The organism is Comamonas badia DSM 17552, from assembly GCF_000484635.1.
Taxonomy (GTDB): Bacteria; Pseudomonadota; Gammaproteobacteria; order Burkholderiales; family Burkholderiaceae_C; genus Comamonas_C; species Comamonas_C badia.
The window spans coordinates 1-24,927 of sequence record NZ_AXVM01000007.1 but is presented as its reverse complement, the minus strand read 5'-3'; the positions used below and the strand labels follow the sequence as shown (position 1 = coordinate 24,927).

The 24,927-nt window shown below is 66.6% G+C and carries 21 protein-coding genes; 8 read left to right on the top strand and 13 right to left on the bottom strand.

Annotation, left to right across the window (positions count from 1 at the left end):
* The first annotated feature begins 39 nt into the window (after positions 1-39).
* Positions 40-480, top strand: coding sequence for a thermonuclease family protein (locus K320_RS0114600; RefSeq protein ID WP_024539572.1), 441 nt, complete (start codon positions 40-42; stop codon positions 478-480).
* Here K320_RS0114600 and K320_RS0114595 read toward each other — a convergent pair whose 3' ends face one another.
* The 4 genes from K320_RS0114595 to K320_RS0114580 all read right to left on the bottom strand — a co-directional run bounded on the left by K320_RS0114595 (position 481) and on the right by K320_RS0114580 (position 6,231).
* Positions 481-1,488, bottom strand: coding sequence for a diaminopimelate dehydrogenase (locus tag K320_RS0114595; RefSeq protein ID WP_024539571.1), 1,008 nt, complete (start codon positions 1,486-1,488; stop codon positions 481-483).
* Positions 1,489-1,677: 189 nt separating this feature from the next.
* Positions 1,678-2,898 carry an FAD-dependent monooxygenase gene (locus K320_RS0114590; RefSeq protein WP_024539570.1) on the bottom strand — a complete coding sequence of 407 codons (1,221 nt, stop codon included), beginning with the start codon at positions 2,896-2,898 and terminating at the stop codon, positions 1,678-1,680.
* Positions 2,899-2,919: 21 nt separating this feature from the next.
* The gene (gene acnA / locus K320_RS0114585; protein ID WP_024539569.1) at positions 2,920-5,709 is read right to left on the bottom strand and encodes an aconitate hydratase AcnA; all 2,790 of its coding nucleotides are present in this window, start codon (positions 5,707-5,709) and stop codon (positions 2,920-2,922) included.
* A 228-nt stretch (positions 5,710-5,937) separates the two neighbouring features.
* Complete coding sequence (locus K320_RS0114580; protein WP_024539568.1) at positions 5,938-6,231, bottom strand: H-NS histone family protein; 294 nt, start codon at positions 6,229-6,231, stop codon at positions 5,938-5,940.
* Between the two features lie 195 nt (positions 6,232-6,426).
* Between K320_RS0114580 and K320_RS0114575 the strand changes: the two genes are divergently transcribed.
* Positions 6,427-7,269: a symmetrical bis(5'-nucleosyl)-tetraphosphatase gene (locus K320_RS0114575; RefSeq protein WP_024539567.1), complete on the top strand. Its 843-nt coding sequence runs from the start codon at positions 6,427-6,429 to the stop codon at positions 7,267-7,269.
* A 4-nt stretch (positions 7,270-7,273) separates the two neighbouring features.
* On the opposite strand, the gene K320_RS0114570 is transcribed toward K320_RS0114575, so the two are convergent.
* Positions 7,274-8,710 carry a DEAD/DEAH box helicase gene (locus K320_RS0114570; RefSeq protein ID WP_024539566.1) on the bottom strand — a complete coding sequence of 479 codons (1,437 nt, stop codon included), beginning with the start codon at positions 8,708-8,710 and terminating at the stop codon, positions 7,274-7,276.
* 45 nt (positions 8,711-8,755) lie between these two features.
* Positions 8,756-9,631 carry a KPN_02809 family neutral zinc metallopeptidase gene (gene ypfJ / locus K320_RS0114565; protein WP_024539565.1) on the bottom strand — a complete coding sequence of 292 codons (876 nt, stop codon included), beginning with the start codon at positions 9,629-9,631 and terminating at the stop codon, positions 8,756-8,758.
* A gap of 31 nt (positions 9,632-9,662) precedes the next feature.
* Between ypfJ and K320_RS0114560 the strand changes: the two genes are divergently transcribed.
* Both K320_RS0114560 and K320_RS0114555 read left to right on the top strand, forming a co-directional pair.
* The gene (locus K320_RS0114560) at positions 9,663-10,355 is read left to right on the top strand and encodes a pyroglutamyl-peptidase I (protein ID WP_024539564.1); all 693 of its coding nucleotides are present in this window, start codon (positions 9,663-9,665) and stop codon (positions 10,353-10,355) included.
* Positions 10,333-11,241, top strand: a complete 909-nt coding sequence (locus tag K320_RS0114555) for a delta(1)-pyrroline-2-carboxylate reductase family protein (RefSeq protein ID WP_024539563.1) — start codon at positions 10,333-10,335, stop codon at positions 11,239-11,241. The genes K320_RS0114560 and K320_RS0114555 overlap by 23 nt, the downstream gene beginning before the upstream one ends.
* On the opposite strand, the gene dcd is transcribed toward K320_RS0114555, so the two are convergent.
* The 6 genes from dcd to K320_RS0114525 form a co-directional block, all read right to left on the bottom strand.
* Complete coding sequence (dcd, locus tag K320_RS0114550) at positions 11,242-11,808, bottom strand: dCTP deaminase (protein ID WP_024539562.1); 567 nt, start codon at positions 11,806-11,808, stop codon at positions 11,242-11,244.
* Positions 11,809-12,098: 290 nt separating this feature from the next.
* The gene (locus tag K320_RS0114545; protein WP_024539561.1) at positions 12,099-13,544 is read right to left on the bottom strand and encodes an NAD-dependent succinate-semialdehyde dehydrogenase; all 1,446 of its coding nucleotides are present in this window, start codon (positions 13,542-13,544) and stop codon (positions 12,099-12,101) included.
* Positions 13,545-13,560: 16 nt separating this feature from the next.
* A complete protein-coding gene (locus K320_RS0114540; RefSeq protein ID WP_024539560.1) occupies positions 13,561-15,207 on the bottom strand; it encodes a 3-(methylthio)propionyl-CoA ligase in 1,647 nt (548 codons plus the stop codon).
* Positions 15,208-15,255: 48 nt separating this feature from the next.
* Complete coding sequence (locus tag K320_RS0114535; RefSeq protein WP_024539559.1) at positions 15,256-16,389, bottom strand: iron-containing alcohol dehydrogenase; 1,134 nt, start codon at positions 16,387-16,389, stop codon at positions 15,256-15,258.
* Between the two features lie 78 nt (positions 16,390-16,467).
* Positions 16,468-18,093 carry a flavin-containing monooxygenase gene (locus K320_RS0114530; protein WP_024539558.1) on the bottom strand — a complete coding sequence of 542 codons (1,626 nt, stop codon included), beginning with the start codon at positions 18,091-18,093 and terminating at the stop codon, positions 16,468-16,470.
* 44 nt (positions 18,094-18,137) lie between these two features.
* The gene (locus tag K320_RS0114525) at positions 18,138-19,037 is read right to left on the bottom strand and encodes an SMP-30/gluconolactonase/LRE family protein (protein WP_024539557.1); all 900 of its coding nucleotides are present in this window, start codon (positions 19,035-19,037) and stop codon (positions 18,138-18,140) included.
* A 427-nt stretch (positions 19,038-19,464) separates the two neighbouring features.
* Here K320_RS0114525 and K320_RS19240 point away from each other — a divergent pair, with 427 nt between their 5' ends.
* From K320_RS19240 to K320_RS0114510, 3 genes are read left to right on the top strand one after another with little or no spacing between them, the layout of a single operon-like run.
* Complete coding sequence (locus K320_RS19240) at positions 19,465-19,977, top strand: hypothetical protein (RefSeq protein ID WP_034343639.1); 513 nt, start codon at positions 19,465-19,467, stop codon at positions 19,975-19,977.
* A gap of 7 nt (positions 19,978-19,984) precedes the next feature.
* Positions 19,985-21,055, top strand: a complete 1,071-nt coding sequence (locus tag K320_RS0114515; RefSeq protein WP_024539555.1) for an alpha/beta fold hydrolase — start codon at positions 19,985-19,987, stop codon at positions 21,053-21,055.
* The gene (locus K320_RS0114510) at positions 21,052-21,867 is read left to right on the top strand and encodes an alpha/beta fold hydrolase (RefSeq protein WP_156914008.1); all 816 of its coding nucleotides are present in this window, start codon (positions 21,052-21,054) and stop codon (positions 21,865-21,867) included. The genes K320_RS0114515 and K320_RS0114510 overlap by 4 nt, the downstream gene beginning before the upstream one ends.
* A 48-nt stretch (positions 21,868-21,915) precedes the next feature.
* Here K320_RS0114510 and K320_RS0114505 read toward each other — a convergent pair whose 3' ends face one another.
* A complete protein-coding gene (locus K320_RS0114505; protein WP_245593898.1) occupies positions 21,916-23,874 on the bottom strand; it encodes a sigma-54-dependent Fis family transcriptional regulator in 1,959 nt (652 codons plus the stop codon).
* A gap of 319 nt (positions 23,875-24,193) precedes the next feature.
* Between K320_RS0114505 and K320_RS0114500 the strand changes: the two genes are divergently transcribed.
* Positions 24,194-24,927, top strand: a 734-nt coding sequence (locus K320_RS0114500) for an acyl-CoA dehydrogenase family protein (RefSeq protein ID WP_024539552.1), incomplete at its 3' end; no start/stop codon positions are given.

The following is a 24,927-nucleotide window of genomic DNA, read 5'->3' as shown; positions in this document are numbered from 1 at the left end:
GGTGCATAAGCGTCGACGCCATATTTTCCTTGTAAATCCATGCTGGCTGCAGCCCTCGCCCTGTGCCTGATCGTGGCGATCGGGGATGGCGATTCGCTCTCCATGCGCTGCGGTGGCCAGCCGGTGCAGCGCGTGCGCCTCGCCAGCATAGACGCGCCCGAACTGCGCCAGGCCTGGGGCAGAGAGGCGCGCGAGCAGCTGGCCGCCCTGTGCCTGCGCCAGCGCGCCGAAGTGCGGGCACTGGGCCGCGACAAATACCAGCGCACCCTGGCGCAGGTGCGCTGCCGCGGGCGCGATGCCGCACTGGAACAGGCCAACGCAGGCCTGGCCTGGGTGCATCCCAGCCAAATGCGCGCCTGGCCGCAGGTGGCCGCGGCGGCAGCGCGGGCGCGGCGCGAGCGGCGCGGGCTGTGGTCGCAAAAGCGCCCGCTCGCGCCCTGGAAATACCGCCAGCGCCACCCGCGCACCGGCGGAACTTGATCAGAGGAACTCAGCGCGCAATTGCGCCGCGCTGCGGGGCGAGAGCAGCGCGGGCGAGAGGTCAAGCATGGTCTTGCAGCCGTATTGGCCCGCCTGGTGCAGCCGGTGCACGGCGCGCGCGCCGGCCACCAGCACGCTGGAGGTGAATTCCGGATTGCTGTCCAGCTGCAGGCGGTATTCGATCACGTGCCTGGCGGTATCCGATGTGGCGCCGCTGTGGATCACGAAGCCGCCATGCGCCATGCCCGAATGCGTGCGCGCCAGTTCCTCGGCGCTGATGAAATGCACCGTGGTGTCGTAGTCGCTGAAGTAGTTGGGCATGGTGACGATGGCCTGGCGCACCGCCTCGGCGTCCGCGCCGGGCTTGAGCACGACAAAGCATTCGCGCAGATGCTTCTCGCGTGTGGAAAGCTGCGGGCGCACGCCGCTGCGCACCTTGTCCATCGCCGCTTCCACCGGAATCGTGTACTGCACGCCGCCCGCCACGCCAGCCACATGGCGGATGGCGTCCGAGTGGCCCTGGCTCAGGCCCTTGCCCCAGAAGGTGTAGGTGGCGCCATCGGGCAGCAGGGCATCGCTCATCACGCGGTTCACCGAGAACATGCCCGGGTCCCAGCCGGCGGAAATCAGCGCCGTGGTCTTGCCCGCCTGCGCCGCGGCATCCACGTGGGCGAAATGCTCGGGGATGCGGGCATGCGTATCAAAACTGTCGACCACGTTGAAGTGGCGCGCGTACTCGGGCGTCTGCACCGGCAGATCGTCCTTGGAGCCGCCGCAGAGGATGAGCACGTCGATCTCGCCCTTGTGCGCCAGCAGTTCGCCCGCACCATGCACGGCAACGCCGCTGGCCGGCTTCACATCCGCCGGGGCACGGCGCGTGTAGACCCCGACCAGCCGGGTATCGGGGTTCTTGGCGACCGCCTTTTCAACGCCGCGCCCCAGGTTGCCATAGCCAAGGATGGCAATGCGAAGCGGGGTTTGACCGTGGCTGTTCTGCGGATGGCTCATGGATCTACCTTTCAATCAAAACAATAGCTGCCAGCGCTTTCCAATCAAGCGCCGGAGCCGATTTTTCATCTATGCGGTGCCTGCTGCCGGATGCCTATCCAGCAGCAAGTGCACTGCAACAAATTATGCAATAAAAGCATGGAGAGCGCGGACACATCGCATAACCAAGCGGTTGACTCGCGGCCTCCGTCAGTGCCTGACTGGCACCGGCCCGCCGCCATACAGCCAGGGCATGTCCAGCAGCCGCTCGCCCAGCAGGCGCATCGCCGCATCGCGTGCCACCCGCACCGCCCCGGTGGCATGGAAGATGCCGGCATTGCGCCGCGAACGCCGCTGCACCGCGGCGACGCGCTGCCAGCGGTTGAGCGCATAGCGGCGCAGCCGCAGCGCGGGCTCCAGCGCCTGCATGCCCAGGTCGCGCCCCAGCTCGGCCGCATCCTCGATCGCCATGCCCGCGCCCTGCGCCAGATACGGGCGCATGGGGTGGGCCGCATCGCCCAGCAGCGCCACCAGGCCCTGCGCCATCTGCGTGGCCGCCGCCACCGGGGCGCGTTCCACCAGCGGCCACAGCCGCCACTGCCCACCGGCGTCCGATACGGCCTGCACCATGTCCTGCAGCGGCGCGCAGGTGCGCGCCAGCGCATCCTGCAGCTCGCCGGCATTCGCGCCATGATCCCAATGCACCAGATCGGCCGGCGGCTGGCCGTGGCGAATCGCCACCAGGTTGAGCAGTTCACCGCCGCGCAGCGGGTAGTGCACCACATGCAGCTGCGGCCCGAGCCAGACGGTGACGACCTGGCTGCGCAGGTGCTGCGCCAGTGCGCGCTGCGGCACCACGGCGCGGTAGGCCAGATGACCCGCAGGCTGTGCCACGCCCTCGCCCAGCAGCCCTTCGCGCACGCGGCTATGCAGGCCATCGGCGCCCAGCAGCAGATCGGCTTCCAGCGCCAGCTCACTGCCATCGCCGCGCAGCAGGCGCGCGGCAACCGCGTCGTCACCCTGCACGAAATCTGTCAATCGGTGGTCCAGCAGCAACGGCGCATCGGCCCTGTCGCTGACCGCGGCCAGCAGCAGCGCGTGCAGATCGGCCCGGTGGATGGTGAGGTAAGGAGCGCCGTAACGCTCGGCCATGGTGCGTCCCAAGCGCATCCGCCCCAGCTCGCCGGCATCGATGGCGCTGCGGATTTCCAGCCGTTCGGGGAAGCACGCCACCGCCTGCAGGGGCGCCCGCAGGCCCCAGGCATCGAGGCAGCGCACGGCATTGGGCCCGAGCTGCACGCCGGCGCCCACTTCGCTGAAGGCGCTGGCGCGCTCGGCAAGCCGCACCTCCCAGCCCGCCTGCCGGCTGGCTATGGCGGCGGCAAGCCCGCCGATGCCGCCGCCCGCAATCAGAATCTGCCGGCGTGGCATGCGGACGGGGGCGGTTGCCGGTCAGCCGGCAATCAGCTGCAGCAGCACATAGGGCAGGATGCCGCCGGCGCGGTAGTAATCCACCTCGATCGGCGTATCCAGGCGCAGCGTGAGCTGCACCTCTTTCGTGCTGCCATTGGCAAAGCGGATGACCAGCCTGGCCTTGCTCTGCGGCTTGAGCTGCTTGTCCACCACGACATCCACCTGCTCATCGCCCTTGAGGCCCAGGGTCTCCCAGCTGTCCTTGCCCTGGAACTGCAGCGGCAGCACGCCCATGCCGATCAGGTTGGAGCGGTGGATGCGCTCGAAGCTGCGCGCCACCACCGCCTGGATGCCCAGCAGCTGCGTGCCCTTGGCCGCCCAGTCGCGGCTGGAACCCGTGCCGTATTCCTCGCCCGCAAAGATGACTGTCGGCGTCTTGCCGGCCATGTAGAGCTCGGCGGCATCGAAGATGGGCATCTTGGCGCCCTGCCGCGGCCCCTCGCCCTGGTAGAGCGTGACGCCGCCCTCCTCGCGCGAGCCATCGGCCAGCGGCGGGATCATCAGGTTCTTGATGCGCACGTTGGCAAAAGTGCCGCGCATCATCACCTCATGCTGGCCGCGGCGCGAGCCGTAGCTATTGAAGTCCTGCTTCTGCACGCCATGCGCCTTGAGCCAGAGCCCGGCGGGCGAACTTTCCTTGATGCGGCCGGCCGGCGAGATGTGGTCGGTCGTCACCGAATCGCCAAACAGCGCCATGACGCGGGCGCCGCGCACGGAATGGTCGCGCTGCGCACTTTCCGCCTCCGACCGTGCCGTCTTGAGCGCAAAGCCGTCGAAGAACGGCGGCTCGGCGATGTAGGTGCTCTCAGGCCAGTCGTAGAGCTGCCCCTTGACGCCCTTGATCTTTTCCCAGAGCTTGCCCGGCTCAGTCTCGATCTTGGCGTAATTGGCACGGAAGGCCTTGCCCTTCATCGCGAACTTGAGCAACTTCTGCACCTCGTCGCTCGTCGGCCAGATGTCACCCAGATAGACATCCTTGCCGCCCTTGCCCTTGCCCACCGGCTCGGTCATCAGATCGACATTGACGCTGCCCGCAATCGCATAGGCGACGACGAGCGGCGGGCTCATGAGGAAGTTGGCCTTGAGGTTGGGGTGAATGCGCGCCTCAAAGTTGCGGTTGCCCGAGAGCACCGAAGCGCAGACCAGATCGTGCCGGTTGATCGCCTCGTTGAGCTCGGGAGAGAGATCGCCCGCATTGCCGATGCAGGTCGTGCAGCCATAGCCGGCCAGGCTGAAGCCCACCTTTTCCAGGTAGGGCAGCAGGCCGGTTTCCTGCAGGTATTCGGTGACGATGCGCGATCCGGGCGCCAGCGAGGTCTTGACGTGGCGCCTGACCTTGAGTCCCGCTTCCACCGCCTTCCTGGCCAGCAGGCCGGCGGCCAGCATCACGCCCGGGTTGCTGGTGTTGGTGCAGCTCGTGATGGCGGCGATCAGCACGTCGCCATTGGTCACCTCGAAGCCCTTGGGCTCGGCCTTCGCATCGATCGCCGCGCTCGGTGTGATGTGCACGCGCTCGCCAAACGCGTCCGCCGGGCGGGCAAAGCCGCCCTGCTCCATCGGCGTGGTGAACAACTCGGCAAAGCGCGTTTTGGCCTTGCCCAGGTCAATGCGGTCCTGCGGACGGCGCGGCCCGGCGATGCTGGGCGTGACATCGCCCAGATCGAGCGTGATGACGCGCGAATAGTCCACCTCGCCCGCGCGCGGCGCGCCAAACAGGCCCTGCGCCTTGTAGTAGGCCTCCACCAGCTCGATCTCGGTCTTGGTGCGGCCCGTGCCTTCAAAATATTCCAGCGTGCGCTGGTCGATCGGGAACAGGCCCAGCGTCGAGCCGTTCTCCGGCGACATGTTGCCCAGCGTTGCGCGGTCGGGCACGCTGAGTGACGCGGTGCCCTCGCCGAAATATTCGACAAAGGTGCCCACCACCTTGTTCTGGCGCAGCAGCTCGGTCACGGTGAGCACCAGGTCGGTGGCTGTCACGCCTTCGCGCAGCTGGCCCTTGAGCTCGAAGCCCACCACATCGGGCGTCAGGAAATACACCGGCTGGCCCAGCATCGCCGCCTCGGCCTCGATGCCGCCCACGCCCCAGGCCACGACGCCCGCGCCGTTGATCATCGGCGTGTGGCTGTCGGTGCCGACCAGCGAATCCGGGTAAATCACGCCATCCTTGCGCTTGTGCACGCCCTTGGTGAGGAATTCCAGATTCACCTGGTGGCAAATGCCAAAGCCCGGCGGCACGACACGGAAGGTATCAAAGGCCTGCATGCCCCATTTCATGAACTGGTAGCGCTCATGATTGCGTTCGAACTCGAGTTTCATGTTCTGGGAGAGCGCCGACTTGGTGCCATAGTTATCCACCATGACGGAATGGTCCACCACCAGATCCACCGGAACGAGCGGCTCCACCCGTTTTGGATTGGTGCCCTCCTTTTGCGCTGCCGCCCGCATGGCAGCAAGGTCAACGAGCAATGGAACGCCGGTAAAGTCCTGCAACAGCACGCGCGCCACGGTAAATGGTATTTCATCGACGCGCGGCGCATTGGGCCTCCAGTTGGCCAATTGCTCGACATGCTCGGCCGTCACCTTGGTGCCATCGCAATGGCGCAATACTGATTCCAGAACAATTCGGATCGAGCGCGGCAGGCGTTTGACATTGGGATATTTGCGCGCCAATGCAGGCAGCGAAAAGAATGAATGCTCTTTGCCGGACGCCGTCTTGAACGTCTTGACCGTGGCGGCAAACGCATGCCTTTTTTGCTTGGCGGCAACCATGTGAAATTCTCCTTCGAATTGGCAAGTGCATCGAGTGGCGCGGCGCGGGAAATCCGCACGGCATCCAAGGCTCACGCCGCGAGTGTACGCCCACGAATACCCTGCATCGGCCCACCGCGGCATGACCACAGGCCGCGCCCGGAATGCGCCGAACGCCCGACAAAAAGCCCGCGCACGGCGGGCTTTGCGGCTACGAGGGGCTTCTTCCGTGTCCCGGGCGGGAAACGATCAGATCGCAAACTTCGCACGATCCTGGCCCTGGATCCACCTCGGCGGCTTGCCACGCCCGGTCCAGGTCTGGCCGGTGGCCGGATCACGGTATTTGGGCGCCACCTTGCCCGCAGAGGAACTTGCCTTGGTGCGACGGCCCGAGGGGAATACATCGGACTGCGTCAAGCCGAAATCCGCAACCAGTTGACGCACCTTGGCGACCGCCGTGGCCACTTCCTTTTCGCGTGCCTGCTGGATCTGCGCATCGAGCGCCTCGCGTTGCTTGAGCAATTCCTGGTAACTGGCTGTCATGTTCATCCTTTGGAGGTTGGTGGCATTTATTGATTGATGACAATGTGATTATAGAGAGGCTTTTGATGAATTTTCAATATGAAAATGCGGCAGGCCAACTTCAATGCGAATCCGATATCCGGATATAGACCATTCAACCACGGCGGACACGCTGCGTAGCACAATGGCATTCCACGGAAACAAGGATGGACGGCAATGGCGCTTTATTGTGCGGGCGATATTCAGGGGTGCGCGGACGCGCTGGAGCGCTTGCTCGCGCATATTGGGTTCTCCCCCAGCCGCGACACGCTTTACCTGCTGGGCGATCTCGTCAATCGCGGTCCGGACTCCGCCGCGGTATTGCGCCGCTGCATCGCGCTGGAAGGCAGCATCCTTGCCTTGCTGGGCAACCACGACCTGCATTTGCTGGCATTGGCGCACGGCGTGCGCGCGCCCTCACGGCGCGATACGCTGGACGCACTGCTGCAGGCAAGCGACAGCGAGACCCTGCTCGACTGGCTGCGCCGGCAACCACTCGCACGATCCATCACGCACGGCGGCGACAGCCTGCTGATGGTGCATGCCGGCGTCCTGCCGCAGTGGTCGGCAGAGCAGGCGCTCGCCCTGGCCGGTGAGGTGCACACCGTCTTGCGCAGCAGCGCCTGGCCGCAATTCCTGCAGCGGATGTATGGCAACCAGCCGGACCGCTGGACCGATGCGCTGAAAGGCGCGGACCGGCTGCGCGTGATCGTCAATGCGCTCACGCGCCTGCGCTTCTGCTCCAGCGAGGGCGTGATGGATTTTTCCAGCAGCGAGGCGGCCGCAACCCCTCCGCCGGGCTTGCTGCCCTGGTTTGACGTGCCCGGGCGGGCGACGCAAGCCAGCCTGATCGCCTTTGGCCACTGGTCCACAATGGGCTGGATGAACCGCCCTCACCTGCTGGCGCTGGATACCGGCTGCGTCTGGGGCGGAAGCTTGAGTGCCGTGCGCTTTGGAACGACGCTGGCCGAACGCGAGCACTGCCAGGTGCCCTGCCCCAAGGCACAGCAGCCCGGCTAGCCGATCACGCAGCAGCGTCTTCGACGGGCTGCGGTGCCTTGAAGAGCGCTGCCACCACGCGGCGCTGCTTGATGTTGGCAGAGATCCTGCCGCGCGCCGGCGCCGCCTTGGCGGACTGCTCCCATGCGGCCGGATTCTCGCCTGCGGGATGCGCCTCATACGGACGATCGAAGAAGGGGTCGCGCGAAGGCACGAAACCCGACCCGGCATGCCGCGGGGCGCGCGTGCGCGGGGCATCCGGGTCGCCGCGCACCGTCCGGTGTCCGTGCCCGTCCCCGTAACGCCCGCGCGGCGGCTCGCTGCCCAGCTCGACGGGTTCGACTTCGAGCTTCTTCTTGAGCAGCTTCTCCAGCTCGCCCATCAGGCGCGCATCGTGGCCCGTCACCAGCGTCACCGCCAGACCGGAGGCGCCGGCGCGGCCGGTGCGGCCGATGCGGTGCACGTAGTCTTCGGCGTTGAACGGCACGTCATGGTTGAACACCGCCGGCACGTCCTTGATGTCCAGCCCGCGCGCGGCCACGTCGGTGCAGACCAGCAGATCGACCTCGCCGCTCTTGAAGGCTTCGAGCGCCTTCAGGCGCTCGTCCTGGCTCTTGTCGCCATGCAGCGCGGCGGTCTTGAGGCCGTCGCGCTCCAGCGCCCGCGCCAGGCGCGCGCAGCCGAGCTTGCTGTTGACGAAGATGAAGGCCTGCGCGAGCGACCGATCCTTGAGCACCTGGCGGATCGCGCGGCGCTTGTCGTCGTCGCTCACCGCATAGAAATGCTGCTCGACGGTGGACGCCGTGGCATTGGGCCGCGCCACTTCGATGGTCACCGGATCCTGCAGGTAACTGGCCGCCAGGCGCTTGATCTCGGGCGAGAAGGTGGCCGAAAATAACAGCGTGGTGCGCGCCTTGGGCAGGTAGGAGAGAATGCGCTGCAGGTCCGGCAGAAAGCCGATATCCAGCATGCGGTCGGCCTCGTCCAGCACCACGTACTCGACATGGTTCAGCACCACGTTCTTGGCTTCGATATGGTCCAGCAGCCGCCCAGGGGTGGCCACCAGCACCTCCACGCCTTTTTTCAGTTCAAGCGTCTGCGGCTTCATGTCCATGCCGCCGAACACCACGGTGCTGCGCAGCTGGGTGTATTTGGCATACAGCGCCACCTGCTCCGCCACCTGGTCGGCCAACTCTCGCGTGGGCAGCAGCACCAGCGCGCGCACCGGGTGGCGCGCCGGCGATGCCGAGGTGTTTTCATGCGCCAGCATGCGCTGCAGCAGCGGCAGCGCAAACGCCGCCGTCTTGCCGGTGCCGGTCTGCGCCGCACCCATCACGTCCTTGCCGGTGAGCACCACCGGAATGGCCTGCGCCTGGATCGGCGTCATGGTTTCGTAGCCCATCTCGGCTACGGCGCGCTGCAGGGGTTCAGCCAGCGCTACTGAGGTATATGGAGTCGTCATGAGCCCGCAATTGTCGCATTGCAACAAAAAACGGGCAAATATCGGCTACAGAGTGCGCGCGCTGAAGGTATCGCAGGACTGCAGACTGCCGCTTTGGAGGCCCTGCGTGAACCAGTGCACGCGCTGCGCGCTGGTGCCGTGGGTGAAGGCATCGGGGCGCACGGTGCCGGTGCTCTTCCTCTGCAGCGTGTCGTCGCCGATCTGCTGGGCGGCGTTCACCGCCGACTCGATGTCGCCCTGATCCAGCCAGTTCTTGGCCTGCTGGGAATACTTGGCCCAGATGCCGGCGTAGCAATCGGCCTGCAGTTCAAGGCGCACCGAAAGCGCGTTCTGCTCACGCTCGCTGACGCGCCCGCGCATGCCGTCCACCTTGGCCGTGGTGCCCAGCACCGATTGCACATGGTGGCCCACTTCATGCGCGATGACGTAGGCGCGCGCGAACACGCCGGGCGCGCCGAGCTGGCGGCTCATGGTGTCGAAAAAATCCATGTCCAGGTACACCTTGTGGTCGCCCGGGCAGTAGAAAGGTCCCATCGCCGATTGCCCGGTGCCGCAGGCCGTGGGCGTCACGCCGCGGAACAACACCAGGCGCGGCGCCGGGTATTGCGCACCGCCCTTGCGGAAAATGTCGCTCCAGACATCCTCGGTCGAGGCCAGCACCGTGGAGACGAAGGCCGCCTGCTTGTCGTCCTGCGGCGGGTGGCTGGCCGGGGCCTGCTGCACCTGCGGCGCCCCGCCACCGCCCGAGAGCATGCCTATGGTGGTCAGCGGATTGATGCCGAACACCCCCCAGCCGATCAGCGCCAGCACGATGGTGCCGACGCCTATGCTGCGCCCGCCGATGCCAAAGCCTCCACCGCCACCGCCACCGCTGCGGCGGTCCTCGACGTTGTCCGACTGGCGTTCACCTTCCCAGCGCATGTTGGTATTCCCGGTGCAGTAAATTGTGGCAATGGTAACGCCGCTCCCGACCTCGCTCCAGCCGGTGAAGGCCAGCGCCCGCGACACCGTGCTGGTGACGGGGTTTGATGCGTTTGGCTCGCATGCGGTGAACCCCAGTGCGCTCGTGGCCCAGGCCTTGCACCAGCGCCAGATCGCCGGTTGCAGGGTGATTGCCGCAGCGCTGCCCACGGTATTCGGCCTGTGCCTTGAACGGCTTGACGCCTTGCTGGCGCGCCACCAGCCCATGCTGGTCGTTTGCCTGGGGCTCGCCGCGGGGTGCGAGGCGCTGCGGCTCGAACGCGTGGCACTCAACCGCGAAGACGCATGCATCCCGGACAACCACGGCGCACAGCCGCAGGACAGGCCCGTCATCCCGGGCGCCCCCGCCGCCTACCTGAGCAGCCTGCCCATTGATGCCATGTTGCGCAGCATGGCCGCGGCGGGCGTGCCGGTGCAAACGTCGCGGAACGCCGGCAGCTTCGTCTGCAACCACCTGTTCTTCGGCCTGATGCATCGCCTGGCGAGCGTTCCCGCGCTGCAGGGCGCACGCGGCGGTTTCATCCATCTGCCGCAGCTGCCGGAACAGGGCTCGCCCCACATGCCGCTGGCGCAAATGGTGCACGGCGTGCGCACCGGCATACGCTGCGCCCTTGCAGCCACTTCCGTGCAGACCAGGACCCATGCCTGCCGCGCTCAACGCTGAACAGACCGCCGCCGCCCTGCCCTGGCAAGCGCTGGTCGAGGCGATCGCTGCCCTGCTGAAGGCGGGCGATGTCCGCATCCCCGCGCGCACCGTACTGCCCACGGCCGACGGCGCGGTGCTCTTCGTCATGCCCGCCACCGACGGCCAGGTGGCGATGACCAAGCTCATCTCCTTCACGCCCGGCAATGCGGGCAGCGACCGGGCGACGATACAAGGCGATGCGGTGGTCTTCGACGTTGCCACCGGCACGCGCCAGCTGATCCTGGACGGCCCGACGGTCACCGCCCGGCGCACCGCGGCCATCTCGGCGCTGGCGGCGCGCTGGCTGGCGCCCAACGCCGCCGGGCCCATGCTGATCGTCGGCGCGGGTGTGCAGGGCCGGGCGCACCTGGAGGCCTTTGCCGGCGTGCTCGGCGTGCGCGAGTTCCGGATTGCATCGCGCAGCCAGGCCGGCGCGGACAGGCTCGTGCAGCATGCGCGTGCGCTTGGCCTGCACGCCGGCACCATGCTGGATGCCGACGCGGCGCTTGCCGACTGCCCGCTCGCCGTCACCTGCACGCCGGCCAGCGGCGTGGTGCTGCGTGCCCGGCCCCGGCCGGATGCCTTCGTTGCCGCGGTGGGCGCCTTCACGCCGCGGATGGTGGAACTGGATGCGCCGCTGTGCCGTCACTTCGCCACCCAGGGCCGCATCGTGGTCGATTCGCGCGATGCCGACCATGAGGCGGGCGATCTGCTGCAGGCGGGCATTGCCGTTGCGCCTCTGGCAACCCTGCAGGATGTGGTGCGGGCAGAACTCGCTGCGAAAAGCGGCCCCGTGCTGTTCAAGAGCTGCGGCTGGGCCGGATGGGATCTGGCGGCGGCGCGGCTGGCGCTTGCACGCGCCTGATCAGGCGCGCGGCAGCGTCACGCCCTGCTGGCCCTGGTACTTGCCCTTGCGGTCGCCATAGCTCACTTCGCAGACTTCGTCGCTCTGGAAGAACAGCACCTGCGCGCAGCCTTCGCCGGCGTAGATCTTGGCGGGCAGCGGCGTGGTGTTGGAAAATTCCAGCGTCACATAGCCTTCCCATTCGGGCTCGAACGGCGTAACGTTGACGATGATGCCGCAGCGCGCGTAGGTGCTCTTGCCCAGGCAGACGGTGAGCACGTCCCGCGGAATGCGGAAATATTCGACGGTGCGCGCCAGCGCAAAGCTGTTGGGCGGGATGATGCAGAAATCGCCCGAAAAATCGACAAAGCTCTTCTCGTCGAAGTTCTTCGGATCGACCACCGTGCTGTGGATGTTGGTGAACACCTTGAATTCGCGCGCGCAGCGGATGTCGTAGCCGTAGCTGCTGGTGCCGTAGCTGATGACCTTGCGGCCCTCGACCTCGCGCACCTGGCCGGGCTCGAACGGCTCGATCATGCCGTGCTGCTCGGCCATGCGGCGTATCCATCTGTCGCTCTTGATGCTCATGGTCGATGCTCCTGTCGTCCGATTGTATCCTCCTGAAACAATAGCTGACAGCGCTTGCCACACAAGCGCTACCAGTGGTTTTTGCCTTTAGGCGACGCTGAATAAGTCCCCGCGATGCGGCGCGCCCTGGCTTGGGATGGGCTGCGAGGCGCAAAGCACAGACATGGCCGCAGCCATGGCGAGCATTTGCAACGACGCAGACCGCCCAAGCCAGGGATGCGCCGCGTGCGAGGGACTTGTTCAGCGTTGCCTTTATTCAATCCCGAGGCGATACCACCGAGCGCCAGCGGTCAGACCCCGAGAATGGACACCGCCTTGGTGACCAGATAGGGTTCCATCGCCTCCGGCCCGCCCTCGGTGCCGTAGCCGGAATCCTTGACGCCGCCAAACGGCATCTCGGCCGATGGCAGCGCCGGCTGGTTGATCCAGAGCATGCCCACCTCCAGGCGCTGTGCCAGTTCGTGCGCGGTCCTGATCGAGCGCGTGAACGCATAGCTTGCAAGCCCGAACGGCAGGCGGTTGGCCTCGGCGATCGCTTCGTCCAGCGTGTCGAAGGGGCGCATCGCCGCGATCGGGCCGAAGGGCTCATCGTTGAATACGGCCGCATCCAGTGGCACATCGGCCAGCAGCGTGGGCGTGAAGAAGCTGCCTTCGCCGCCGATGCGCTCGCCGCCCGTGACCACGCGCGCGCCCTTGGTTCGGGCGTCCGCCACCAGCGCCAGCATGGCATCGACCCGGCGCGTGTTGACCAGCGGCCCCATGCGCGTGCCCTGCGCCAGGCCGTCGCCGACCTTGATGCGTTCGGCATACTTGGCAAACACCTCTTCGAACTCCCGCGCGATGCTGCGATGCACCAGAAAGCGCGTGGGCGAGACGCAGACCTGCCCGGCGTTGATGAACTTGCCGCCGCCGCTGGCCTTGACGGCAAGCGCGATGTCGGCGTCCTCGGCGACGATGACCGGTGCATGGCCGCCGAGCTCCATTGTCACGCGCTTCATGTGCCGGCCGGCCAGCGCCGCCAGTTCCTTGCCCACCGGCGTGGAGCCGGTGAAGGTGACCTTGCGGATGATGGGGCTGGCAATCAGGTGTTCGGAAATTTCCGCCGATGGGCCAGCCACGAGCCCGACGACACCCGCCGGCGTGCCGGCATCGACGAAAGCGGCCAGCAGCGCCGCCGGCGAGGCCGGAGTTTCCTGCGGTACCTTGAGCAAAAAGGAGCAGCCGCTGGCCAGCGCCGCGGCGAGCTTGCGCACCACCTGGTTGATCGGAAAGTTCCAGGGCGTGAAGGCTGCCACCGGGCCCACGGGTTCCTTCATCACCAGCTGCTGCGCCGCCAGGTTGCGCGAGGGCACGATGCGCCCATAGACGCGCAGTCCTTCATCGGCAAACCAGTCGATGATGTCGGCGCTGGAAGTGACCTCATAACGCGCCTCGGCCAGCGGCTTGCCTTGCTCCAGCGTCATCGTGCGGGCGATGTCGTCCGCGCGCTCGCGCACCAGCGCGGCGGCGCGGCGCATGGTGGCCGCGCGTTCGTGTGCAGGCATGCCGCGCCAGGCGGCAAAGCCGCGCCGCGCCGCCGCCAGCGCCGCGTCCAGGTCTTCGATCGAAGCGCGTGCCATCGTGCCGATGACGGCACCGGTCGCCGGATTGCGCACGTCCTGCGTCCTGCCGCCGCGCGCATCGATCCATTCGTTGTCAATCAGCAGCCGGGTGTCTGGGTAAGTGGTGGTGTTCATGGCTATGCTTTCGGGCTCAGGCCGTGGGCAGGCGGTAATCCGCGAACTGCTTGCGCAGGGTGAGTTTTTGGATCTTTCCGGTCGCGGTGTGCGGGATTTCATCGACGAAGGCCACGTCGTCGGGGATCTGCCATTTGGCGATCTGGCCGTTGAAAAAATCCAGCAGCGCCTCGCGCGTGACCTCAGTGCCGGGCTTTTTGACCACCACCAGCAGCGGACGCTCGTCCCATTTGGGGTGCTTGCAGCCGATGACCGCGGCCTCGTGCACCGCCGGATGCGCCATGGCGATGTTTTCCAGCTCGATCGAGCTGATCCACTCGCCACCGGACTTGATGACGTCCTTGCTGCGATCGGTGATCTGCATGCCGCCGTACACATCGATGGTGGCGACGTCGCCGGTGGGGAACCAGCGCTGGCCGCCAACGTCGATCAGCGGCGAATCGTCATGGCCGAAGTACTGCGCGATGACCCAGGGACCGCGCACGATCAGGTTGCCCGACTGCTCGCCGTCCCAGGGCAGGGGCTGGCCGTCGTCGCCCAGAATCGCCATGTCCACGCCGAAGATCGCGCGCCCCTGCTTTTGCAGGATGCGCCGCTGACTTTCTTCGCCCAGCGCCGACTGGCCGTTCTTCAGCCGCGCGAAGGTGCCCAGCGGCGACATCTCGGTCATGCCCCAGCAGTGGATGACATCGACGCCGTAGTCCCGCTGGAAGGTTTTCATCATCGACGGCGGCGCGGCCGAGCCGCCAAAAACCAGGCGCTGCAGGGTCGAGAACTTGAGTTTCTTGTCCTGGATGTGGCCGAGCACGGCCAGCCACACGGTCGGCACGCCCGCGGCCATGGTCACGCCCTCGGCCTCGAACAGCTCGTACAGCGACTGGCCATCCAGATGCGGGCCCGGCAGCACCAGCTTGCAGCCCACCAGCGCGGCCGAATAGGGAATGCCCCAGGCGTTGACGTGGTACATGGGAACGACCGGCAGGATCGTGTCCTGCGCCGACAAGTTCAGCGTGTCGGGCAGCGACGCCGCCAGCGCATGCAGCAGCGTCGAGCGGTGGCTGTAGACGGCGCCCTTGGGGTTGCCCGTGGTGCCCGAGGTGTAGCAGATGCCGGATGCGGTGTTTTCATCGAAGCTCGGCCAGGCGTAGTGGCCGTCTTCCGCGCCAACCAGGTCTTCGTAGCACTGCAGGTTCGCCAGCGTGGTTTGCCCGGGCATCTGCGCGCGCTCGCACAGCGCGACGAAGTGGCGTACCGAAGCCAGTTGCGGCGCGATCTTCTCGATCAGCGGCAGGAAGGACAGGTCAAAGCACAGCACCCGGTCCTGGGCGTGGTTGACGATCCAGGTGATCTGCTCGGGAAACAGGCGCGGGTTGATCGTGTGGCACACGCGCCCCGAGCCCGAGGCGCCAAAGTAGATCTCGAAGTGGCGATGGCCATTCCAGGCCAGCGTGGCTATGCGGTCGCCGGGCTCGGTGCCCAGGCGTCCCAGCGCCTGCGCCAACTGGCGCGAGCGCAGCTCCGCATCGCGGTAGGTGTAGCGGTGCGTCCGCCCGTCTTCAAGCCGAGAGACGATTTCGGTTTCGGCGTGGTGGCGCGCCGCGTGCGTGATCAGCGCCGAGATCAGCAGCGGCATCTGCATCATCCGCCCCATCAGTGCATTCATTTGGATGTCTCCTTGTGCGCGGCCGCCGGCGCGGCGCCGGCGCGATGGCTACATGGCCTCGCGAAACAGGCGTCCGAAGTCGCCGGCGTCCACGGGCCGCGGGTTGGTGCGCGTCGAGAGATCAACGACGGCGTGCGGCACCAGCTCGTCGATCATGCTTTCGGTCACGCCCAGGGATGCCAGACCCTTGGGGATGCCCAGGCGCTCGTTCATGGCCTCGACCGCGCGCGCGATGTCGGCGCCTTCGGCGAGACCCATGGCCTGGCGCAACCGGGCGTAAGCCTCCTCGCTGCCCGCTTCGTTGAAGCGCAGCACGGTGGGCAGGATCACGGCGTTGAGCGTGCCGTGGTGCAGGTGCAGCGATTCGACGTGACCGGCGGCGTGGCTCATCGAATGCACCGCGCCCAGCCCCTTGGTGAAGGCGAGCGCCCCTTCGGTGGCGGCCATCATCATCTGCCAGCGCGCATCGCGATCCGAGCCGTCGGCCACGGCGCGCGGCAGGTTGCGCCAGCCGCGCCACAGGCCATCCAGCCCGATGCCGTCGGCCGGCGCGTTGCCGCCAGGGGCCAGCACGCCCTCGATGCAATGCGTGATCGCGTCCATGCCGGTGGCGGCGGTCAAGCGGGCCGGCAGGCTCAGCGTCAGCTCCGGATCGCAGATGGACAGCGCGGGCAGGAAGCGCGGGTTGGCGAAGGTCATCTTGCGCCCGTCGTTCATGCTGATCAGAAAGCCGATCGAGGCCTCGCTGCCGGTGCCCGCCGTGGTCGGTATGGCCACCATGGGCGCCACGTCCTTGACGAGCTTGTTGCCGCCTTGCAGCGGGTCGTACTGCGCCAGTGGCGACGGACATTTGGCCAGCAGCGCCACCGCCTTGCCCAGGTCGATCGAAGAGCCGCCGCCCAGGCCGATGACGCCGTCGCAATCGTGCGCCTGGTAGATCGCCAGTGCGTCGTGCACCGCGTTCTCCGTCGGGTTGCCCGGGGTGTCGTCGTAGATCGCAACCGTGGCCCGCCGATCGGCCGGCAGGGTGGCCAGCAGGCGATCGACCAGGCCGCTGGCGCTCACGCCGCGGTCGGTCACGAGCAGGGGGCGGCGCACGCCCAGCCGGACCAGGCCATCGGGCAGATGGGTGATGGCGCCAAAGTCAAAGCGGATGGGGTTGCCGTAATTCAGTAAAGCCAAGGTAATCTCCAGAGGAGCAGGACATGGGGCGGCCGCCACGGCCGAAAAGCACGGTGGTGGCGGCAGACCAGGTGGCGGTCAGTTCAGGACGAATCCGGCGTAGCCGTTGGCCGCGGCTTCCTTGAACTTCGCGGTGTAGGTCGGCAGGCCGTTGGGGAAGTTCAGCGACTGCTGGGTCTTGCCCGGAATGTTGGCGCCCTGGTACCAGGACTTGGCCTTGGGGAACAGCGACATCGCCCAGAAGTCCTCGACCAGCTTGAACCAGTCTTCCTGCGCCGCTTCAGTGGCCTCGATGCGCGTGATGCCCTTGTCGCGCAGGTGGCCGAGCAGGTCGACGAGCAACTCGCCCTGCACTTCGGCGCTGGTCGGCCCGTTGCAGAAGCCGGCCGGCGATTGCGGCCCGTAGCCGAACAGCAGATTGGGAAAGCCCGCCGCCGACACGCCCAGATGCGTGCGCACGCCGGACGACCATTTTTCCTTGAAGGTGCGGCCCTGGCCGTCGCGGAAGTCGATGTTGGTCAGCCCGCCCGAGACCCCGTCGAAACCGGTGGCCAGGGCAATGATGTCGAACTCGGTCTCGCCGTCGGCCGTGACGATGCCTTTTTCGGTGATGCCGAGGATGGGTTTCTCGCCCAGATCCACCAGTGTGACGTTGTCCTGGTTGAAGATTTCGTAGTACCACTGCTCCAGGCACGGCCGCTTGGCGCCCCAGGGGTGGGGCTTCTTCATGGGCGCGAGCTTGTCTGCCACCTGCGGATCCTTGATGCGCGCGCGCACCTTGTCGCGCCAGAAGTCGTAGACATAGTCGTTGGCCTTGTCGTCGAACAGGTAGTCCTGGAAGTTGCCCAACCAGTAATAGAAGCCGCCCTTGTCCCACAGCGCCTGCAGCGTGGCCTGGCGCTCCTCGGCGGACACCTCGGTGGCGTTCTTGGGGATGAAGTCGAAGTCGAAGCCCGCGTACGCGTTGCGGCAGCGCTCGAACGCGGCCGGCAGTTCGGGGCGCATGGCGCGGTTGTCCTCGGCGCTGTACTGCTGGTTGTGCATGGGAATCGCCAGGTTGGGCGTGCGCTGGAAGGTGGTGAGCTGCTTGGCCACCAGCGCCGCTTCCTGCGACACCTGCACGCCGCTGGCACCGGTACCGATGACGGCCACGCGCTTGCCGGTCATGTCCAGCCCGCCCTGGGGCCAGAGGGCGGTGTGGTGGATCTCGCCCTTGAAGCGGTCCATGCCCTCGATCTTCGGGATGTAGGGCTTGGCCGCGAAGCCCAGGTTGGCGACGACGTAGCGCGCGCGTATCGGCTGGTGGCCCAGCATGTACACCGTCCATTCGCGCTTGTCCTCGTCGAAGGTGGCCGTGCGCACGCGCGCGCCGAAGCTGATGCTGCGGCTCAAGTCCAGCTTGCGGTCGACGAACTTGAAGTATTCGCGCATCTGCTCCCAGTTGGGAAAGCGCTCGCGCCATTCGAATTCCTGCCACAGCTCGGGCATGGAGTACTGGTAGATCTGGCAATGCGTGTCCACGCGGGCGCCGGGGTAGCAGTTCCAGTGCCAGATGCCGCCGACGTCCTTGGCGGCATCGACCAAGTGCACCTTGAAGCCCCGCTCGCGCAGCGCGTGCAGCTGGTACAGCCCGGTGAAGCCGGCGCCGATGATCAAGACATCGAGGGTGTCGTTGACCGAATTGTTGGTGGTGATGTTGTCCATGATGGAATCCTGAAAAAGAGGGTTGAAAATCCGGCCGGGCTTGATCAAGGGGTTCCGGCATGGCCCACGGCGACCGTGGTGGCCAGCATGCGGCCCTCGCGCGCTACGGTGCGCTTGGCTTCGTCCCAGTCGGGCGCCGCGCACATGAAGAGCGTCTTGCCGTCGGCGCCGCCCAGGCCGACGGCGAAGATGCCGTCGGGTGCGGTGTGGACTTCGTCGAGGATCTTTCCGCCCTCGGCCATGCGCACCGCGCGCTGGTGGATGGTGTCGGCAAACCAGACCGCGCCTTCGGCATCCAGCGCCAGGCCGTCCGGCAGAATCGTCGCGCGCTCGATGCGCTTGCCGACGTCGCCCTCGTCGCCGAGCTCGCCATAGTTGGCGAAGTCGCGCCGCGGCCCCAGCGTGCCGTCGGCCTTGATGTCGAACTGCGAGATGCGGTTGCCGAACAGCTCGTTGACGATGAGCCGCTTCTGGTCCGGCGTGACGACCATGCCGTTGGGAAACGCCAGCCCGTCGGCGACCACCTGCGAGCTGCCGTCCGGGCGCACCAGCACCAGCGTGGTGTTCTTGTGCGGCGCGCCGCCCATCAGGTCGTAGCCGAAGTTGCCCACGTAGGCGTTGCCGCTGGGAGCGACCACCATGTCGTTCGCATGGCCGGCGCACTGGTCCCAGATGTCCGCGTGCACCACCAGACTGCCGTCCTTCTCCTGGCGCAGCACCTTGCGGTCCTTCATCGAGACCACCAGCATGCGGCCGTCCGGCAGCCAGCCCAGGCCGGATGGCTGCTGCTCCACATGCGCCACCTTCTCCGCCGAACCATCCGGGTTCACGCGGTACACCCCGTAGGTGTAGAAATCCACAAACCATAGCGCGCCCTGATGCCAGCGCGGGCCTTCCAGATAGGTCAGGCCATCCGTCACAACCTTGATGTCTCGTTTCGTCATTTCCTCGGTCTCCATGTAGTCGGGGTGGGCGGGCAAAGCCCGCAACGCGCCAAGCGGGTCGGGGAACTCAGGACTGCCCGGCGCTGCCAAGAGAAGGGCAGAAACCGTGCCAATCCCAAGCGACGATCAACCCTCGGGTTTACCCATGGGTTTTCGCCGCCTGAACCGAGTCGTCGCGCGTGAAATGTCCGAATCAAGCCAGGGGGTCGGACAGTTTTGTCCTCCCGGGCCGCGACAAAAGGGCTGGGGCAATCAGCCCGACCGCCGCAGCGGCACGGGGCGGAAACTGGGTGATTCGGGCACGCGTGGCGCGTGCGCTCACCGTCGGCACGGTGCTTGCACCCGTTCCGTCGAATGCACTACGATGCAAACCCGGCACTGAGCCGATCTCAGTACGCGATGCGCCTTGAACAGCCATCGAGCCACCATGAGTGATTCCAAACCTGGTCCCTCCGATCCGCAGTCCGCGCCCTTGCCGCCCAGTTTGATCGCCGTCTGGCGTGAATGGGTGGCCAAGGGCGAAGGCGCATGGAGCGAGGTCGTCACCCAGTGGATGCGGGACGAACGCGTGGGTCCGACGCTGGCGCGCCAGGTGGACGAGGGGCGCATCCTGCACCGGCTGTACGTCGAGGCGGCGCAGGCCGGATTGGGCCTGGCCAACCTGCCGTCGCGCACCGACCTGGAGATGCTCGACGAGCGCCTGGGCCGGGTCGAGGATGGGCTCGCCTCGGTCGCCGCCGCGCTCTACCGGCTGCGTGACGCACTCGCCGCGCAGGGCGTGCCCGGCGCGGCGCTGCCCCGTGCCAAGCGCGACCGAAAGCCGCCGCAAGCGCCGGCGCCGCACGCGGAGTCTCCACCAAAGCCCGTCAGAAAGGCAAACGCACCCGCACCCCAGCCAGTGCGTCCTGCGCGTTCCAGCGCACGGCGCACCGATCGGTAAGCGCCCCATGGCACGCACCAGCATCCGCACCCTGCGCCTCAACGCCGGGGCCACCGCGCGCGCGCTCGAATCCTTCGGCAACGTCGGCACCGAGATCGATGCGCTGGCAGCCCCCCTGGGCCGCAGTCCGAAGTCCGTGCTCATGACGCACGGCACGCTCCAGCTGGTCCACTTCCGCGCCCGCACCGACTCCGTGTACCGCGTGCCATTGCTGATGGTGTCGTCGATCATCAACCAGCCCACCGTTCTCGACCTGATGCCGGGCCAGAGCATGGTCGAGTTCCTGCTCGATGCCGGCTTCGACGTCTACATGGTGGAGTGGGGGCGTCCGCGGCGCGAGCACGCGTCGCTCACGCTGGCCGACCATGTGCTCGACAAGCTGCCGGCGTGCATCGCGCGCGTGCTCGAACACTCGGGAGAGCGCGATCTCTCGGTGGTGGGTTACTGCCTCGGCGGACTGCTGTCGGTGCTGTACGCCTCGCTGCACGAGCACACCGCGCTGAAGAACCTGGTTTGCATCGCCACACCCGTCGACAGCGACGGATTGGCTTCATTCAAGGCGTGGATGGGTCCGCATTTTGATGAAGAGGGGCTGCTGCAGCAATACGGCAACGTCCCGGCCGAATGGATGCAGACCGCCATGCGGGCCCTGCGCCCATTCGGCAAGACCGCTGGTGCGCTGCAGCTGCTCAACCAGGTCGGGCAGGCCGAGGCCGTGCGCTCGAACCTGCACATGGGAAAGTGGGAGATGGACAACATACCGATGGCGGGCGGCGTATTCCGCGAGCTGGTGCGTGATTTCCTGCGCACCAATCGGCTGGTGCAGGGCACGTGGACGATAGGCGGGCTGCACGCCAAGCCGAGCCGCATCAACGCATCGGCGCTTCATCTGGTCGCGCGCGAGGACCACATCGTGCCGTACGCCGCTTCGCGCCCCTTGCTGGATCTCCTCGTGGGCAGCCGCGACAAGGAGGAAATCATCATCAAAGGCGGGCATGTCGGTCTCGTCACGGGCCGCGGCGCCTTGACGCGGATGTGGCCGGCCCTGGTGCACTGGCTGGCGCCGCGCTCGGTATGACGGACACCGGCTGGGTCGAGCGCGGCACGGGCGAACGCATCTGGTGGCAAGCGCTGGGTCACGGACGGCCCGCGCTGGTGCTGGTGATGGGCCTCGGGTGCGGTTCGGCGATGTGGTTTCGCATCGCCCCGGCGCTGGCCGCGCGTCGGCGCGTCATCCTGCTGGACAACCGCGGCGTGGGCCGAACGCAGGTGCGCAGGGCGCTGGTTCACCGCATCCCGACGATGGCCGACGACGTGGCCGCCGTCCTGGACGCGGCGGGCGAGACGGAGCCGGTGGATGTCGTCGGGTTTTCACTGGGTGGCATGATCGCGCAGCAATTCGTGCTGAGCCATCCGGGCCAAACGCGCCGGCTGGCCTTGCTGGCCACGCACGGCGGTGCGATGGGCTCGGTAAAGGCGCAGTCGCAGGTTCTGCAGCTATTGTTTTCAAAGCATCGCAACACGCCGGCAGAAGCGCTGGCGTTGATGCGCCCGCATGTCTATGCCGCGGCGACGCCTGCGGACGTGATTGCGGCCGATCATGCCGTGCGCCTGGCGACACCGTGTGATCCGCGCGATCATGCGGCGCAGCTGTACGGTCTGATGGGCTGGTCAGGCTGGCACCATCTCGGCGCCATTGCCGCGCCCACCTTGGTCGTGCATGGCGACGAGGACGCACTGATTCCACCGGAGAACGGCCGCATGCTGGCCGAACGCATCCGGGGCGCCCGGTACGTCGAATTGAAGAGCGCAAGCCATTGGGTGATGACGGACCAGACCACCGCCATCCTGTCGCTGCTCGACGAGCACTTTGGTTCAGCGTCGCCTTGAACCAGGGTCGCCATCGCCCGCGGGCAAGAGAGCGCTTTTGGGCGCGCGCTATTGCGCGTCGGCTCCCGTGAACAGGCTTTGGTCAATATCGAGTTCGGCAAATTTCCGGTAAAGCGTGGAGCGCGCAATGCCCAGCGCCTTGGCCACATGGTTGATCTTGCGGTACTTCTGCAGCATGCCGATGATCAATTGCCGCTCGTACTCGCGCGTGGCCTCGCCCAGGCCGGCGCTTGCGGGAGACGGTGCGGGCGCCGCCGCATCGGGCCGGGTGCGCAATTCGGGCGGGAGTGACTCCGTTCCCATGGGTCCGTCGTCGGTGTGCAGCATCGCCGCCTCCACCACGTTGCGCAGTTCGCGCGCGTTGCCGGGCCAGGCGTAGGACTGCAGCGTCTTGAGCGCCTCCAGCGTGAACCTGTTGGGCTGCAGGTCGTGCTTCTGGCAGGTTGCGCCGATGAATTTTTCGATCAGCAAGGGGATGTCGTCCGGGCGCTCGCGCAGGGGCTTGATGGTCTTCTGGAAAATGTTCAGGCGGTAATACAGATCCTGGCGGAATTGCCCGCGGCTGATCAGCGCCTCCAGATTGCGGTGCGTCGCCGCGACGATGCGGCAGCGCGCCTGCAGGGTCTGGGTCGAGCCCACGCGGCTGAAGCTGCCATCCTCCAGCACGCGCAGCAGCGCAGCCTGCATGGCCAGCGGCAACTCGCCGATTTCATCGAGAAACAGGGTGCCGCCAGCGGCGGATTCGAAGTACCCGGCCCGGCCGCGCGGATCGGCCCCGGAGAACGCACCGCGCACGTAGCCGAACAGGGTGCTCTCCACGAGTTCCGCGCTGATCGCGCCGCAGTTGACGGCCAGGTAGGGCTCGCCCCGGCGCGTGCTGCGGGCATGGATATGCCGGGCAATCAAATCCTTGCCGGTGCCGGTCTCGCCATGCAGCAGAATGTTGACATCCTTGGCCGCGACACGCTCAAGCTCACCCAGCATGCGGCAGGTATCCGGATCGCAGGTGGTGAATTTGCCGAACTCGCAGGCGGTCTGAACCGCATCCCTCAAGGGCTGGACAGGGACGGCAGCCTGAAACACCTTCTCGTACCCGGCCGGCCGGGTCAGCAGCAGAATTTTGCCGATCACCTCGCCGGTCTCGGGCGTGACGACGTTGACCGATTCCTTGACGGCGGGGCGCGCCCTTTCGTCTTGCCAGTCTTCGACGGTGCGGCGCATCCGCTCGGAGAGGGTGTGCAGAGCGACATTTCCGGCGCGATCAAGGGCCAGAAGGTCATCATTCGGGTAGCGGCGCGTGGCCTCGCCGAAGGCCACGGTCAGGTAATTGCGCTCGAAGGCGCGGTGCAGCGCCATGTGCGCCGAGATCGATTTGGCCATGGACACGCACAGCGCCAGGCCCTGCTCACGCTGCAGCGACTCGGTGGTGGTGAAGTTGACCACGCCGATGACAGAGCGGCCGTCGAAATCAAAAATCGGCGCCGCCGCGCACGACCAGGCCTGCCAGCCTTCGCAAAAATGCTCCGAAGCCAGCACATGCGCGGGCTGCAGCGTCGTCAGCACCGTACCCATGCCGTTGTTGCCGGCGCTCTTCTCGCCCCAGAGCGAGCCCGAGACGATGCCCGAGCGCTGCGCGGCCACGTCCTTGAGGTGCGCCTGTCCCGCCACATGCAGGATGCAGCCCGTGTGTTCGGTCAGGGTGATGATGCCAGGGACGAAATCGATGAAGCGGCCCACGTCCTGGATGACGGGCACGGCGGATTCGACCAGCAGGCGGTTGGACGCCGCACGCTGGCGCAGCTCTTCTTCATTGAGCTTGCGCGCCACCGTCATCGCCACGTCCACGCCGATGGCCGAGCAGCGCTGCCACTCCTGCAGCAGCAGGGTTTCGTAGGCATTGCGGGGCGTCTCCGGATCGATGAGGCCGGAATTGAAGCGCTCCCACAGCGTCTTCACTCCCCGCGGGTTCTTTTCGAACCCGAGGTAAGGAGTCTTGGGCGACGGCATCATCTTCCTCGTTTGATACAGGCTGGCGTGATCGGTGCATGGTGGATCGAGTCACCTATTAGACACAGTTCCTTGATCTGGATCAAACCGGACAAAACCCTTGGGCGTGTCCCGAGAATCGGGCACGAAAGCGGACGTTCGTACCGGAAAACGGTCACCCCCCACGACAGTCAATGCCCACGAAGAAGCGCTTGCAACTGGCGGACAGCCATCGGCCGTTTCTCCTGAATCTGCATGGCATGCAAAGTGCTTGATCCTGCAGGTTCAAGGCGGCTCGCTCACGAGCGAGTCTTCCCTTTTCCACCCCACCGGAGTACCCATGTCCAAGCCCAAGACCCCCTTCAGCTGGCAAGACCCGTTTGCCCTGCACGACCAGCTCACAGCCGACGAGCGCGCCGTGCAGGACGCCGCCCGCGCCTACTGCCAGGACAAACTGCTGCCGCGCGTGCAGGAAGCCTTTCGCCACGAGAAGACCGACCCGGCCATCTTCCGCGAAATGGGCGAGCTGGGCCTGCTCGGCCCCACCATCCCCGAGCAATACGGCGGCGCGGGCCTGAACTACGTCAGCTACGGCCTGATCGCGCGCGAAGTCGAGCGGGTTGATTCGGGCTACCGCTCCATGATGAGCGTGCAGTCCTCGCTGGTGATGGTGCCCATCAACGCCTTCGGCAACGAGGCCACCAAGCAGAAATACCTGCCCAAGCTGGCCAGCGGCGAATGGATCGGCTGCTTTGGCCTGACCGAGCCCAACCACGGCTCGGACCCCGGCAGCATGATCACCCGCGCCAAGAAGGTGCCCGGCGGCTATTCGCTCTCGGGCAGCAAGATGTGGATCTCCAACAGCCCGATTGCCGACGTCTTCGTCGTCTGGGCCAAGGACGATGAAGGCGCCATTCGCGGCTTCGTGCTCGAAAAGGGCTGGAAGGGCCTCACGGCCCCCGCCATCCACGGCAAGGTGGGTCTGCGCGCATCGATCACCGGCGAAATCGTGCTGGACGAAGTCTTCTGCCCCGAAGAAAACGCCTTCCCCGAGGTGCGGGGCCTCAAGGGCCC